At 41.1% G+C, this 14,516-nt stretch carries 13 protein-coding genes; 11 read left to right on the top strand and 2 right to left on the bottom strand.

Annotation, left to right across the window (positions count from 1 at the left end):
* Nucleotides 1-29 precede the first annotated feature (29 nt).
* The 3 genes from ftsH to FXF36_RS08805 all read left to right on the top strand — a co-directional run bounded on the left by ftsH (nucleotide 30) and on the right by FXF36_RS08805 (nucleotide 4,700).
* Complete coding sequence (gene ftsH, locus FXF36_RS08815) at nucleotides 30-1,889, top strand: ATP-dependent zinc metalloprotease FtsH (RefSeq protein ID WP_263008661.1); 1,860 nt, start codon at nucleotides 30-32, stop codon at nucleotides 1,887-1,889.
* A gap of 210 nt (nucleotides 1,890-2,099) precedes the next feature.
* The gene (locus tag FXF36_RS08810) at nucleotides 2,100-4,133 is read left to right on the top strand and encodes a glycoside hydrolase family 13 protein (protein ID WP_151623403.1); all 2,034 of its coding nucleotides are present in this window, start codon (nucleotides 2,100-2,102) and stop codon (nucleotides 4,131-4,133) included.
* A 114-nt stretch (nucleotides 4,134-4,247) separates the two neighbouring features.
* Entirely contained in the window at nucleotides 4,248-4,700 is a 453-nt protein-coding gene (locus FXF36_RS08805; RefSeq protein WP_151623402.1) for a molecular chaperone DnaJ, read from the top strand.
* Here the strand turns inward: FXF36_RS08805 and FXF36_RS08800 are convergent.
* Both FXF36_RS08800 and FXF36_RS08795 read right to left on the bottom strand, forming a co-directional pair.
* Nucleotides 4,681-5,580 carry an RluA family pseudouridine synthase gene (locus tag FXF36_RS08800; protein ID WP_151623401.1) on the bottom strand — a complete coding sequence of 300 codons (900 nt, stop codon included), beginning with the start codon at nucleotides 5,578-5,580 and terminating at the stop codon, nucleotides 4,681-4,683. The genes FXF36_RS08805 and FXF36_RS08800 overlap by 20 nt on opposite strands.
* 97 nt (nucleotides 5,581-5,677) lie before the next feature.
* Nucleotides 5,678-8,113, bottom strand: a complete 2,436-nt coding sequence (locus tag FXF36_RS08795; protein WP_151623400.1) for a glycoside hydrolase family 94 protein — start codon at nucleotides 8,111-8,113, stop codon at nucleotides 5,678-5,680.
* Nucleotides 8,114-8,472: 359 nt separating this feature from the next.
* On the opposite strand from FXF36_RS08795, the gene FXF36_RS08790 reads away from it, so the two are divergent.
* From FXF36_RS08790 to rplK, 8 genes are all read left to right on the top strand, one after another.
* Nucleotides 8,473-9,486 carry a LacI family DNA-binding transcriptional regulator gene (locus FXF36_RS08790; protein WP_151623399.1) on the top strand — a complete coding sequence of 338 codons (1,014 nt, stop codon included), beginning with the start codon at nucleotides 8,473-8,475 and terminating at the stop codon, nucleotides 9,484-9,486.
* A 90-nt stretch (nucleotides 9,487-9,576) separates the two neighbouring features.
* The gene (locus FXF36_RS08785; RefSeq protein WP_151623398.1) at nucleotides 9,577-10,977 is read left to right on the top strand and encodes a type 2 periplasmic-binding domain-containing protein; all 1,401 of its coding nucleotides are present in this window, start codon (nucleotides 9,577-9,579) and stop codon (nucleotides 10,975-10,977) included.
* 93 nt (nucleotides 10,978-11,070) lie between these two features.
* A complete protein-coding gene (locus FXF36_RS08780; RefSeq protein ID WP_151623397.1) occupies nucleotides 11,071-11,979 on the top strand; it encodes a carbohydrate ABC transporter permease in 909 nt (302 codons plus the stop codon).
* Nucleotides 11,980-12,005: 26 nt separating this feature from the next.
* Entirely contained in the window at nucleotides 12,006-12,890 is an 885-nt protein-coding gene (locus tag FXF36_RS08775; RefSeq protein WP_151623396.1) for a carbohydrate ABC transporter permease, read from the top strand.
* 226 nt (nucleotides 12,891-13,116) lie between these two features.
* Nucleotides 13,117-13,266 carry a 50S ribosomal protein L33 gene (gene rpmG / locus FXF36_RS08770; protein WP_080552267.1) on the top strand — a complete coding sequence of 50 codons (150 nt, stop codon included), beginning with the start codon at nucleotides 13,117-13,119 and terminating at the stop codon, nucleotides 13,264-13,266.
* Between the two features lie 19 nt (nucleotides 13,267-13,285).
* Nucleotides 13,286-13,483, top strand: coding sequence for a preprotein translocase subunit SecE (gene secE / locus FXF36_RS08765; protein ID WP_151623395.1), 198 nt, complete (start codon nucleotides 13,286-13,288; stop codon nucleotides 13,481-13,483).
* 14 nt (nucleotides 13,484-13,497) lie between these two features.
* Nucleotides 13,498-14,028, top strand: coding sequence for a transcription termination/antitermination protein NusG (gene nusG, locus FXF36_RS08760; RefSeq protein ID WP_090167942.1), 531 nt, complete (start codon nucleotides 13,498-13,500; stop codon nucleotides 14,026-14,028).
* Nucleotides 14,029-14,043: 15 nt separating this feature from the next.
* A complete protein-coding gene (gene rplK / locus FXF36_RS08755; RefSeq protein WP_151623394.1) occupies nucleotides 14,044-14,469 on the top strand; it encodes a 50S ribosomal protein L11 in 426 nt (141 codons plus the stop codon).
* Nucleotides 14,470-14,516 lie beyond the last annotated feature (47 nt).

Raw genomic sequence — 14,516 nt, 5'->3', positions numbered from 1 at the left:
CCATTTTGAAGAAAAATAGAGCTTCAGGAATGATTATTTATGCCTTGTTTGTGACTGTAGTCCTGGTGATTCTCTATACAAGCATGGGCAATAAATCTACAGCTTATTCCATGAAACAGTTTAAAAAGGCTATTTCAAAGGATGAGGTCGTATCTGTAGTTATCTCTCAGAACGAACAGGTGCCTACAGGTAGTGCCACTATCAAGCTGAAGGGGGACGAGACCGCCACCCTTTATGTATCTGATGTAAACAGCCTTCAGGAAATGCTGGATGAGAGCGAAGTTTCATATACTTTGAATGATGTCCCTCATGACAGCTGGATTTCTGAACTTTTGCCGATGCTTATTGTCCTTGGTGCGGTTTTCATTCTTTTTATGATTATGATGAATGCCCAGGGAGCAGGCGGCGGTGGGGCCAATGCCAAGATGATGAATTTTGGCAAGAGCCGTGCAAAAATGACCAGCAAAGAGGACATCAATACCCGATTTGATGATGTTGCCGGTCTCAAAGAAGAAAAGGAAGAGGTTGAGGAGCTGGTAGATTTCCTCAAGGATCCTAAGAAATATACAAGACTCGGCGCCAGAATTCCTAAGGGCGTTATTCTTGTGGGCCCTCCTGGAACAGGTAAGACTCTTCTTGCAAAGGCAATTGCTGGAGAGGCAGGAGTACCATTCTTCTCAATCTCTGGTTCTGATTTTGTGGAGATGTTCGTAGGTGTTGGTGCTTCACGTGTCCGCGACCTTTTTGCAGAAGCAAAGCAGAATTCTCCATGTATTGTTTTCATTGATGAGATAGATGCTGTTGCAAGACGCCGTGGTACTGGAATGGGCGGTGGTCATGATGAGCGAGAGCAGACATTGAACCAGCTCCTTGTTGAGATGGATGGCTTCGGTGTGAACGAAGGCATCATTGTTATGGCTGCTACTAACCGTGTGGATATTCTTGACCAGGCTATCATGCGTCCAGGACGTTTTGACAGAAAGGTTTATGTAGGTCGTCCAGATGTTAAGGGTCGTGAGGAAATCCTCAAGGTCCATGCTTCAAATAAATCACTTGGTGATGATGTTGATTTGCACCAGATTGCCCAGACTACAGTTGGCTTCACAGGCGCAGATTTGGAGAATTTATTAAACGAGGCAGCTATTCTTGCGGCAGGTGAGAATCGCCAGTACATCATCAATGATGATATTAAAAAATCCTTTATTAAGGTTGGCATCGGCAAGGAAAAGAAGAGCCGTGTCGTTGCTGAAAAGGAAAAGAAGATTACTGCATATCATGAGGCTGGACATGCAATTTTGTTCCATGTGCTTCCTGATGTAGGGCCTGTATATTCTGTTTCCATTATTCCTACAGGTGCTAGCGCTGCTGGTTATACAATGCCTATTAATGAAAATGACGATATGTTCCTGACTAAGGGGAAGATGGTTCAGGATATTATTGTTTCCCTTGGTGGTCGTGTGGCTGAGGAGCTTATTTTTGATGATGTGACCACCGGAGCATCAAATGATATTAAGCAGGCTACACAGATGGCTAGAAATATGGTTACTAAATATGGCTTCTCAAAGAGCATCGGCATGATTCATTATGGCGATGATGACGAGGAAGTTTTCATCGGAAGGGATTTGGCTCATACAAAGGGCTTTTCAGATGCTACAGCAAAGGCTATCGATGACGAGGTTAAGAGTATCATCGATGATTGTTATGAAAAAGCTGTGAAAATTTTGCGAGAGAATGAAACAATTCTACACAAATGTGCTAATCTATTGTTAGAAAAAGAAAAGATTAACCGCACAGAGTTCGAAGCTTTATTTGGAGATGAAGTGATAGATGGAAATACCGAAGAAAGCCTCGAAGGAGTCGCTGTAGAAGGTATTAATTGGGGAGAATAGTGCAATATGCACAAAAAATAATTGAGGGTTTTGGCATGTTTGTGCACACTTGAGTGTTGCACCGCCATATAATAAACATCGTAAAAACCCCCCAATACATTATATAATTTTTACTAACCCCATAGTAAAAATACCTTCTCCTAAAAAGACAGCGATCGTTGCTGTCTTTTTTACTATCTAAAAATATTGCTGGCAGAGGGGAGCACAATAATGAATATTCAAGCAATATACTCAGACGGTACATCTGAATACAGATATCCAATGGAGCCAGAGGCTAATTCTCAGGTTACAATCAGTATCAGAGTTTATCATCAGGAGGATGTGGATGTTTTCCTGATGTCGAAGACTGATAATATCAGCGAGAGAATGCATCTTGACCGTACTCGTGGTGAGTTTGATTTTTATTCATGCACAGTAAAGCTGGGAGAGAAGGAATTCAGATATTATTTTGAACTCGTAGTGGGTTTTGATCATTATTATTATGACAGAGTGGGCTTGTGGCGAGATTATCGCGAGCACTATGAGTTTTCTATCATGCCAGGGTTTTCCACACCTGCATGGTCAAAAGGTGCAGTTATGTACCAGATTCTTGTGGATAGATTCAACAATGGGGATCCTTCAAACGACGTAGAGACAAATGAATATCATTATGTAGGTGCGGCTGTTGAGCATGTGACCGATTGGGATTCTATGCCTGCAAATCTTGATGTAGGTCGCTTTTATGGTGGCGATTTAGAAGGGGTTAGGCAGAAGCTTCACTATCTAAAGAGTCTTGGTGTTGAAGTAATATATTTCAACCCGCTATTTGTATCCCCATCTAATCATAAGTATGATATTTCGGATTATGACCATATCGATCCGCATTTTACAATTATAAAAGTGGATGGCGGAGAGTGCCTGTCTTCGGGAGACTACGATAATACTCATGCTACAAAGTTCAAGCAGCGTGCTACTAATAAAGCAAATTTGGAGGCTAGCAATCAGTTTTTTGCTGATTTTGTGGATGAGTGCCATCAAAAGGGTATCCGAGTTATTATTGATGGAGTGTTTAATCACTGCGGTTCTTTCAACAAGTGGCTGAATCGAGAGAAGATATATTCCAAGGAAGAGGGCTATGCACCTGGCGCTTACGAGAGCAAGGATAGTCCATATCATAACTTCTTCAAATTCTATGAAGATAATTGGCCAGACAATAAGAGCTATGATGGCTGGTGGAGTGTTGATACTCTTCCAAAGCTTAATTACGAGGAGTCACCAGAACTTTACCAATACATTATGGATATTGGTAAGAAGTGGGTTAGTCCACCTTATAATTGTGATGGCTGGAGATTGGATGTGGCTGCGGATTTGGGTCACTCTGAGGACTTCAATCATAAGTTCTGGCATGATTTTAGAAATGCAGTGAAGTCTGCAAATCCTAATGCTATTATTTTGGCTGAGCACTATGGAAATCCTACAGCCTGGCTACAGGGTGACCAGTGGGATACAGTCATGAATTATGATGCCTTTATGGAGCCGCTTACCTATTTCCTTACAGGAATGGACAAACATTCCGACGAATTCCAACCGGCCGCTTTAGGTGATGGCGACAGATTCAAGAACACGATGCTACATTTTATGGCAAGGTTAAAGACTCCATCTTTGTACTGCGCCATGAATCAGCTTTCAAATCATGATCATTCCAGGTTCCTTACCAGAACTAATCATACAGTTGGACGAATTGCCACAAAGGGCTCACAAGCAGCAAATGACGGCGTTAGCATACCGGTTATGAAGCTTGCTGAGATGATGCAGTTTACCTGGCCAGGAGCTCCTACGCTTTATTATGGAGATGAGGCGGGTGTATGTGGCTTTACTGATCCAGATTGCCGTAGAACCTACCCTTGGGGCCACTGTAACTACGATTTAGTGGACTACACCAGAGATATCATTATGATTCACAAGCAGAGCCATGCGATTAAAGAGGGCTCTTTCAGATTTTTGAATTGTGGACAGGGATTTGTTAGTTATGGTCGTTTTACAAGTAATGAGCAAATAATAGTTCTCATCAATGTGAATAGGAATGCTATCGACGTGGACGTGCCTGTGTGGATTGCTGGAGTTCCACTCAATGGAAGGCTTGAAAGAATGATTTTAAGTAATGAGGTTGGCTATTCAATCATGCCGACCGATATAAACATTGAGGGCGGAAATTTACATATTTCCATGGGAGCCTATTCCGGCATAGTATACAAAAGAGTTTAGACAATCTTGCAGATTCTTCTAATTTACAAGAATTTATTCTCTATAGTATAATTTTCTCAGGTTTAGGCTAGGTGTTACATACGCTTGGTTGAATATCAAAGCGGGAGAAATTTTATGGCAAAGAATCTCACATGTCAGAGCAAAATCGACATGCAGGCACTTGAGAGACGACATAAAGAGTTAGAGAAAGCATGGAACGATTTATTAAAAGAAAAGAGAGAGGTAGAGGCTAGAATCCACACTCTCGAGCAGCAGGAGAAGCAGTTCAGTCTCAAATGGGATATGCTCATTCAGGAGACGCAGAAGCTTGCTGATGATAAAAGACAGTTTGAACGCAAGAAGAAATTCTATGAGCAGGTTCAGGCTAATTCCTATGAGCCTATGGTGGAGCAGGACAATATAGTCCATGGCGAGCTGTTCTTTTCCGGCGTCTCAAACAAAAAGGACCTTAAGAAGCGTTACAAGGATTTAATTAAGATTTACCATCCTGACAGCGACGCTGGTGATACAGCTACGGTAGCTGAAATAAATCGCGAATACGAGGATCTTAAGGCACAGATGAATTAAATATTTCAGACATATCATTAGGCAGTGGGGCTACGAACTCCATTGCCTTTTTTGTTATAGGATGTCTAAACTCAATCTTATGCGAGTGTAGCGCTTGCCTCTGCATATACTCCATATCTGGATTATAGAGGTGGTCCCCAATCAGTGGGTGGCCAATATATTTAAAATGAACACGAATTTGATGGGTGCGACCAGTTTCAAGATGAATTGAAACCAGGCTGTGCCCGTTTTCTTCTTTAATAACCTTGTAGTGTGTGACAGCTCGTTCACCATTTTCAAAATCAACCTGTCTGGTGATAATAGAATCATCTACACGTCCGATAGGGGCGTCAATAGTGCCAGAAACAGGCTCTAAACATTCTCTGACTATTGCATAGTATTCTCGATGGAATTCCCTGTTTTTGACCATTGTAGATAGGATATTGGCGCTTACAAGGTGTTTTGCTATTACTGTAAGCCCAGAGGTATTCTTGTCCAGTCTGTTGGCGCAGCGGAAAATGAATGGCTTTCCCTGAGATGCATAGTAGTAGGCGAGACCGTTTGCAAGGGAATCCTCATAATGATTAAGGCTTGGGTGAATAGGCAAGCCAGCAGGCTTGTTGATTACGATAATATCTTCATCCTCATAAACTATATCCAGTGGAATCTCGACAGGTGGAATCTTCTCTGAGGACTCTTCTTCATGAATGTTTACGGTTAAAATCTCTCCTGAGGAAAGTCTTCTGTTCATATGTACCCATTCGTCATTGACTACCACGTTGTTTGGCATTTTCTTAACTGCGGTAATATTGGCAGAAGAATAACCTTGAGTCTTGAGATATTTATCTATAGGAAGGCCATCGGCTTCATTTTCAATTGTATATATTAGTTGTCTGTCCATGATTATCATTAAACAGCAAAAGAGCCAGACGTGTCAACGTCCAGCTCTTTGCTTGAAGGAGAAGTAATAAATATATATGAAGAAAAATGAAAAGAAATTACTGCATGGTTGCAACGACACTAACTGTCTTCTTGCTGCCATCAAATGGAATAATATTTCCTTCTATTTCTTTTCCGTCAACAAGCAAGCTTGCAACACCCTTTTGTACCTTGTTAGGGTTCTTGATTTCGATGTTGTAAGTAACGCCGCGGTAAACACGAGTTACATTGAAATCTCCGAACTCTGCAGGAGTACATGGGTTAACAGAAAGTCCCTCAAGTGTAGGATAAATACCTAAAATGTACTGAGAGATATTTGTAAATGTCCAAGCAGCTGTACCTGTAAGCCAGCTATTCTTCGCCTCACCATGGAACTTAGCGTCTGCGCCAGCTACCATCTGTGAGTATACATAAGGCTCAGTTCTGTGAATCTCTGAGATATCCTCAATGTATGAAGGACATGTCTTCTTGTATACCTCGAATGCTCTATCACCTCTGCCAATGCATGTCTCTGCAATAGAAATCCATGGATTGTTATGGCAGAAGATACCAGCATTCTCCTTGTATCCTGGTGGATATGATGTGATTTCACCAAGCTCTAGATGATATCTGGTATAAGCTGGCTGAAGAATCATAACACCGTACTTTGTATCAAGCTTCTCTTTAACCGAATCAAGAGCCTTCTTAGCGTTGCCATCATCAACGCCAACACCAGCCATTACGCACATACCCTGAGGTTCGATGTAAATCTTTCCCTCGTCACATTCCTTAGAACCAACCTTATGGCTGTATGCATCATAAGCACGTACGAACCACTCGCCGTCCCAGCCATCCTTCTCGATAGCAGCAGTCATCTTGTCAACTTCGCCGAGAACTCTTGCTTCCTCAGCAGAATCACCCATAAGCTTGCAGAGAGCTGCATACTCTCTACCATATTTTACAAACATACCAGCGATGAATACTGATTCAGCAACTGGTCCTTCAGAAGGGCCGAAGCACTGGAAGCTCTCTCCTGGATGCTCAGAGAAGCAGTTAAGATTCAAGCAGTCGTTCCAGTCAGCACGACCAATAAGTGGAAGATCGTGAGGACCCTTGTGGTTTACGATGTAATCAAATGAACGCTTTAAGTGCTCCATAAGAGTGGTTGCAACAGACATATCGTTGTCGTATGGAACCATCTCCTTAAGGATTGAAGTATCACCTGTCTCACGGATGTAAGCTGATGTTCCAGCAATGAGCCAAAGTGGGTCGTCATTGAAGCCTGAACCGATATCAGAGTTACCCTTCTTTGTGAGTGGCTGATACTGGTGGTAAGCAGAGCCATCCTGGAACTGTGTAGAAGCAATATCAATAATACGCTCTCTTGCACGGTCTGGAATAAGATGAACGAATCCAAGAAGATCCTGACAAGAATCTCTAAATCCCATTCCACGTCCGATACCAGTCTCATAGTAAGAAGCAGAACGTGACATGTTGAATGTGACCATACACTGATACTGGTTCCAAATGTTAACCATGCGGTTTACATGCTCATCCTTTGAAGCAATGTGGAACTTGCTGAGAAGACCGTCCCAATAGCTACAGAGCTCTGCAAAAGCTTTATCGAAATCCTCAGTAGTTTGATATTTAGAAAGAAGAGCGTGAGCTTTCTTCTTATTAATGATGCCTGGTGCAGCCCACTTGTCATCCTCGTCATTTTCAATATAACCAAGTGCAAATACAAAGGTTTTAGATTCTCCTGGATTAAGAGAAACATTAAGCTGGTGAGAAGCGATTGGATACCACCCAGAAGCGATTGTGTTGTGAAGCTTTCCTTCGATAACAGCAGCTGGCTTGTCAGGTCCGTTGTAAGCGCCTCTGAACTCATCTCTGCTTGTTTCGAAACCATCGATATCGGCATTTACTGAATAAACAGCGTAATGATTGCGACGCTCTCTATATTCAGTCTTGTGATAAATAGTAGAATCAACAACCTCAACCTCACCAATTGAAAGGTTACGCTGATAATTTTTCATATCATCATCTGCGTTCCAAAGACACCACTCAACGTAAGAGAAGAGCTGAATATCTTTCTTGGCATTACCCTTATTAGTAAGAGTAACTTTTGTAAGCTCAACAGGATCATTTATAGGAACGAATGTAACAAGAGCTGCTTCAACATCGTTCTTAACTCCTGTGAATTTGCTGTATCCAATACCATGACGACACTCGTAAGAATCAAGCTCAGTCTTGGTTGGCTGCCAGCCTGGGTTCCAGATTGTGTCGCCATCCTTAATATAGAAATACTTACCATTTGTATCTGGAGTTGTATCATTATAACGATATCTAGTCATACGAAGAAGCTTTGCATCTTTGTAGAAGGTATAACCTCCGCAAGTATTAGATAATAATGTAAAGAAATCCTTGCAGCCTAGATAATTAATCCATGGCAAAGGAGTCTTTGGAGTTGTGATAACATATTCTTTATTGTTATCATCGAAAAATCCGTATTTCATGTGTTCCTCCCTCGAATAATGAATTTATAAGTATCACAAAATGGAGCTCTTAGTAAACGATTAAGTAGTTGAGAGCTAGTACTAAGCCCCAAACTGTGATTAATATGTGAAATAGCGGCCGTAAACGTTTAAGTAAATGGGCATACTATTTACACCTAAAGAATAACATATACGCGATAAAAAGCAATTAGGTAAATGTTTTTTGTGGAAAATGTACTAAACGAGAAAACGAAACTGTCACGAAAGGACAAATTTTCGAAAAAGACTTGTAACCAAACTTAAATCGAGCTATATTTAAGTTGCGAAAACGATTAAGAAAAACGATTAAGCGTTTTAAATACACTCATAGGGAGAGGGCAATGGTTTCATTGAAAGACATTGCATCAGAGTGTGGCGTATCAATAGCTACAGTAAGTAAGGCGTTAAACGACCACAGTGATATTGGTGCAGAGACTAAGATTAGAATTCGAAGAGCTGCCAAAGAAATGGGATATGTTCCTAATGCAGCAGCAAAATCGATGAAAACGAATCGCACTCATAATATAGGAGTCCTTTTTATGGACGAAGCAAACAGCGGTTTGACACACGATTTCTTCGCAGGAGTATTAGAAAGCTTTAAGAGAGAGGTAGAACGAGAGGGTTACGACATTACCTTCGTTTCAAATGATAGAAGTAAACCTGGCAGGGCTTCATATTTAGAACATGCCAGATACAGAAGATTTGATGGTGTGATTATTGCAAATGTTCATTTTGATGATCCGGAGGTTGTAGAACTTGTTAAGAGCAACATCCCAGTAGTCACCATTGATCACATATATAATGAAACAACCACGATTCTTTCTGATAATGTGGGAGGTATGTCAGATTTAGTTGATTTTGTCATTGCGGCAGGACATACAAGAATCGCTTATATACATGGTGCTGAATCAGCCACAACAAATTTACGACTCACTACCTTCCATAAGAAGTTGGAGGAATATGGAATCGATATTCCAGAGGAATATATAAAGGAATCTCCTTACAGAGATACACACGGTGCATATGAAAGAACACTGGAGCTACTTAAGCTTCGAACAAGACCTACCTGCATCTTCTATCCGGATGATTATGCTACCTATGGCGGGATGAGAGCAATTTCGGAGAGAGGATTAAAGATTCCAGATGATATATCAGTTGTTGGCTTTGATGGAATTAAGGTGGCAAGACACATTAGACCACGTCTTACAACATACCGTCAGAATACTGAGGATCTTGGAACCTTAGCAGCAAAGAATCTTGTAGATTTAATCGAAAGACCTAAAACAACATTAATCCAACAGATTGTTGTTAAGGGCAACTTGCTTGAAGGGGATACCCTTAAAAAGCTTAACTAAGGCATTTGGTGGAGAACCCACTCATATAAATGCAATAACCATTAAAAAATACGTGAATAACACGTAAAAAAATTTGGGAGGAACAAAAAAATGAAAAGAAGATTAGTTAGTTTGCTAGCAATAGCAACAATGACAGCAACAATGTTTGCTGCATGCGGAAGCTCAGACACAGCAGCTACAGACACAGCGGCACCTGCTGATGACACAGCTACTGTAGAGGCTCCAGCTGAGGAAACAGCAGAGCTTCCAGAGGACACAGGTAAGGTCCTCAACATCCAGTGCTGGAATGATGAGTTCCAGTCAAGACTTAAGTCACACTATCCTGGATACGAAGAGGTTGACGCTACTCATGGTAAGATTGGTGATGTTGATGTAGTTTGGACAATCACACCATCTACAGACAATGCATACCAGAACAACCTTGACGAGGCACTTCTCGCTCAGGAGTCAGCAGCAGCTGATGATAAGGTTGACTTATTCTTAGTAGAAGCTGATTATGCTCTTAAGTATGTTGACACAGATTATGCAATGGCATTATCAGATCTCGGTATTACAGATGCTGACCTTGCAGATCAGTACACATATACACAGTCAATCGTTACAGATAGCAACGGCAAGTTAAAGGGCTCTTCATGGCAGGCTTGCTCAGCTGGTCTTATCTACAACAGAGAAGCAGCTAAGGAAGTTCTTGGCACAGACGATCCTGATGAAGTACAGGCAGCTGTAGCTAACTGGGATAAGTATAATGAGACAGCAGCTAAGGTTGCTGAGGCAGGCTACACAATGTGCTCTGCAAACGATACATTCCGTGTTTACTCTAACAACGTTTCTGGCAAGTGGGTACAGGACGGCAAGGTTGTTATAGATAAGAACATTGAGAAGTGGATCGATGATTCTAAGGCTCTTGTAGATTCAAAGGCTGAGGATACAGATGATCTTTGGGGTGATGACTGGGCAAAGGGTAAGAACCCAGAAGGAAAGGTATTCTGCTACTTTGGACCAGCTTGGTTCTTCAACTTCTGCCTTAACGCAGATGATGATGCTTCAATCGCTAGCAAGGGCGGCTGGGGCTACTGCGTAGGACCACAGTCTTACTACTGGGGTGGTACATGGATCTGCGCTGCAACAGGTACAGACAATGCTAACCTTGTAAAGGACATCATTCTTACAATGACAACAGATAAGGCAGTTCTTAAGGACATCGCTACACAGGATCAGGATTGTGTAAACAGCAAGTCTGTTCTTGCAGACCTTGCAGGTTCTGATGATGGTAACATCGCACTCCTTGGCGGACAGAACCCATACAAGCAGCTCGCTGATGGTGCTGAGAAGGTGGACCTTTCAAATATCTCAGCTTATGATCAGGGATGTAACGAGGAAATCCAGAAGGCAGCAAAGAACTACTTCCAGGGCAACGCTACAAAGGATGAGGCTCTTGATATGTTCAAGAAGGCAATCGTTGAGAAGTATCCAGAGCTTACAGCTGACTAATACTTAATAGTATTTGATAAAAGTAAGTTAAAAGAGGGGGCGCACGGGTTTGTACCCTGCGCCCCATATTAAAGAAACTAAAAGGGAGCACTTATGAACAAGAAGAGCAAAGTAGTAAGCTACAATAAATGGGGATACATTTTCTTAATACCGTTTGTTGTTATCTTTTTAATTTTCCAGATGATACCTCTGGTATCTACCATTTACAATTCGTTTTTTGAGAATTACCGTTCAGGTCTTACTCAGATTGGTCCTAATTTCATAGGGCTTCAGAATTATGCGACAATCATCACAAATGGTGATTTACCTACTTATTTTGTTAATACAATGATTATGTGGATTATGGGATTCATTCCACAAATCGTTCTTTCATTACTTTTAGGTGCATGGTTTACAGATCCATCACTTAGATTAAAATGTCAAACATTTTTCAAAACGGTAATTTATTTACCAAACTTAATCATGGCTTCGGCTTTTGCAATGTTATTCTTTACATTGTTCTCAGATAGCGGCCCAATCAACTCAATGCTCATCCAGATGGGTGTATTTAAAGAAGCATACAAGTTTATGGGCAATGAGTGGTCAGTTCGTACATTGATTGCTACAATGAACTGCCTTATGTGGTTTGGAAATACGACAATTCTTCTGATGGCCGGGATGTTGGGTATCGACCCATCACTCTTTGAGGCTGCACAGGTAGATGGCGCTACATCTACTCAGATTTTCTATAGAATTACATTACCATTACTTAAGCCTATTCTTATTTTTGTTATGATTACATCGCTTATTGGTGGTTTACAGATGTTCGATGTTCCTCAGATTTTAACAAACGGAACTGGCGATCCAATGCGTTCATCAATGACACTTATTATGTATTTGAATAAGCATCTGTTCAGCAAGAACTATGGTTTGGCTGGTGCGCTTTCAGTATTCCTGTTTGTAATAACTGGTATATTGAGCTTGATTGTGTTCAAGTTTACAAATTCAGAAAAGGTTAAATAGTTGGGATATATAATAAGGAGAATAAAATGGATATGGCAGCAACTAATACAACAAGTATAGCTGGACAGCAGGAAAAAGGTGCATCTGTTCACGCTAGAAGATTTATTTCATACATAGTATTAATTCTAGTATCCTTCTTGTGCCTGTTTTGGTTTTATGTATTGTTTATCAATGCTACAAGAAGTAACTCTGAATTAAGCTTGGGCTTCACTCCGTTCCCGAGCACACATCTGGTAGAAAACTGGGTAAACCTTAGAAGTGGAACATTACCTATCTTTAATGGTATGATTAACTCTCTGGTAATTGCTTTGCTTACAGCAGGCCTTGCAACCTATTTCTCAGCAATGACTGCTTATGCAATTCATGCTTATGATTTCAAGGGTAAGAAGTTTATGTTTACTTTTATCCTTATGATTATGATGATTCCAACACAGGTTACTGTTCTTGGTTTCTTACAGTTAATTGGCAAGATGGGACTTGATAACAATGCACTTGCACTTATCGTTCCTGCGATTGCATCACCAGCTGTATTCTTCTATATGAAGCAATACATGGATTCTACACTTCCTCTTTCTCTTGTAGAGGCAGCCAGAATCGATGGCTCTGGTGAGTTTAGAACCTTTAATCAGATTGTTGTACCACTTATGAAGCCAGCTATTGCTGTACAGGCAATTTTTAGTTTCGTAGGTAGCTGGAATAACTACTTCACTCCAGCGCTTGTACTTCATGATGATACAAAGAAGACTCTTCCTATTCTTTTAGCTCAGCTTCGTTCTGCTGACTGGCTTAAGTTTGATATGGGACAGGTTTACATGATGATTGCATTCTCAATCTTCCCTGTAATCATTGTTTACCTTATTTTCTCTAAGCATATTGTTGGTGGAGTTACACTTGGTGGTGTTAAAGGTTAATAGACTTGATTTATTATTCGGGGTCATGTTAAAATGGCCCCGAAATTTTTTGAAAATAAAAGATTTTCTGAAAGACTTGACAGACTTGACTAGCTGTGATATATTTTGCTAGCGACTAAGAAAAGCAGGTCTTTTTTTTATGCTCTTTTTTCGCCTTGTCAAATTGTTCGCTATGACAAGTGAGTGTAAGTAAGACCAAAGTAGAAATTTAACGGAGGTGGAAGTTGTGCGCACAAAGATAACATTAGCTTGTACAGAATGCAAGCAGCGTAATTACAACATGACAAAAGACAAGAAGACACACCCTGACAGAATGGAAACAAAGAAGTACTGCAGATTCTGCAAGACTCACACATTACACAAAGAGACTAAATAGTCTTAAGGAGGATGTGATTATGGCAGACGAGAAGAACACTAAGTCAGGACGCTTTAAGGGTCTCAAGGCAGAGTTTAATAAGATTGTCTGGGCAGATCCAACAGACGTGTCAAAGCAGACAACAGCAGTTGTTGCTGTGTCAGTAGTTGTTGCGTTGATTATCATCGTATTAGATGCAGTAATCAACAAGGGTGTAAATATCCTAGTTAATTTATAATGGAGGCATCGGATATGGCAGAGGCAAAGTGGTATGTAGTTCATACTTACTCAGGCTATGAGAACAAAGTCAAGACAAACATTGAAAAGGCTATCGAGACACAGCATCTCGAGGAGCAGATTCTTGATGTACGCGTACCTATGGTTGAGGTTACTGAGACAAAGGATGGCGTTAAAAAGCAAGTTTCAAAGAAGATGTACCCTGGTTACGTTCTTATTGAGATGATTATGAACGATGAGACCTGGTACGTTGTCAGAAATACCAGAGGTGTTACAGGCTTCGTAGGACCAGGAAGCAAGCCAGTGCCATTGTCAGAGGCAGAAGTTAAGGCTTACTTACTAGGTGATAACACAGAAAAAGTTAACGTTGAGGTTGATTTCGAAGTCGGAGATACTCTTAGTGTCATCGATGGTACCTGGAAAGATACCGTTGGCGTTGTTAAGTCTATCAATGCTAAGAAACAGACTGTTACCATCAGCGTTGAAATGTTCGGACGTGAAACTCCAGTTGAGATTGATTTCACGGACGTACGCAAGATGGATTAGGAGGAATAGGAAATCATGGCAAAGAAAATCGAAGGCTATATCAAGTTGCAGATTCCAGCAGGCAAGGCTACACCAGCCCCACCAGTTGGTCCAGCACTTGGTCAGCATGGTGTAAACATTGTGGAGTTTACAAAGCAGTTTAACGCAAAGACAGCAGATATGGGCGATACAATCGTTCCTACAATCATCACTGTTTATGCAGATAGAAGCTTCAGCTTCATCACAAAGACTCCACCAGCAGCAGTTCTTATTAAGAAGGCTTGCAAGATCCAGAAGGCATCTGGCACACCTAATAAGACAAAGGTTGCTAAGATCACAAAGGCTCAGATTCAGGAGATCGCAGAGACAAAGATGCCTGATCTTAACGCAGCTTCACTTGAGGCAGCTATGAGCATGATCGAGGGAACATGTAGATCAATGGGCGTTGAGGTTGTAGAGTAATCACAGCTTAGCGAAAACAACGTTCTTACTATTAACTATTTGAGTGG

The organism is Pseudobutyrivibrio xylanivorans (assembly GCF_008935055.1).
Classification (GTDB): domain Bacteria; phylum Bacillota; class Clostridia; order Lachnospirales; family Lachnospiraceae; genus Pseudobutyrivibrio; species Pseudobutyrivibrio xylanivorans_A.
The sequence above is the reverse complement of the archived record's forward strand: the minus strand, read 5'-3'. Positions and strand labels throughout refer to the sequence as shown.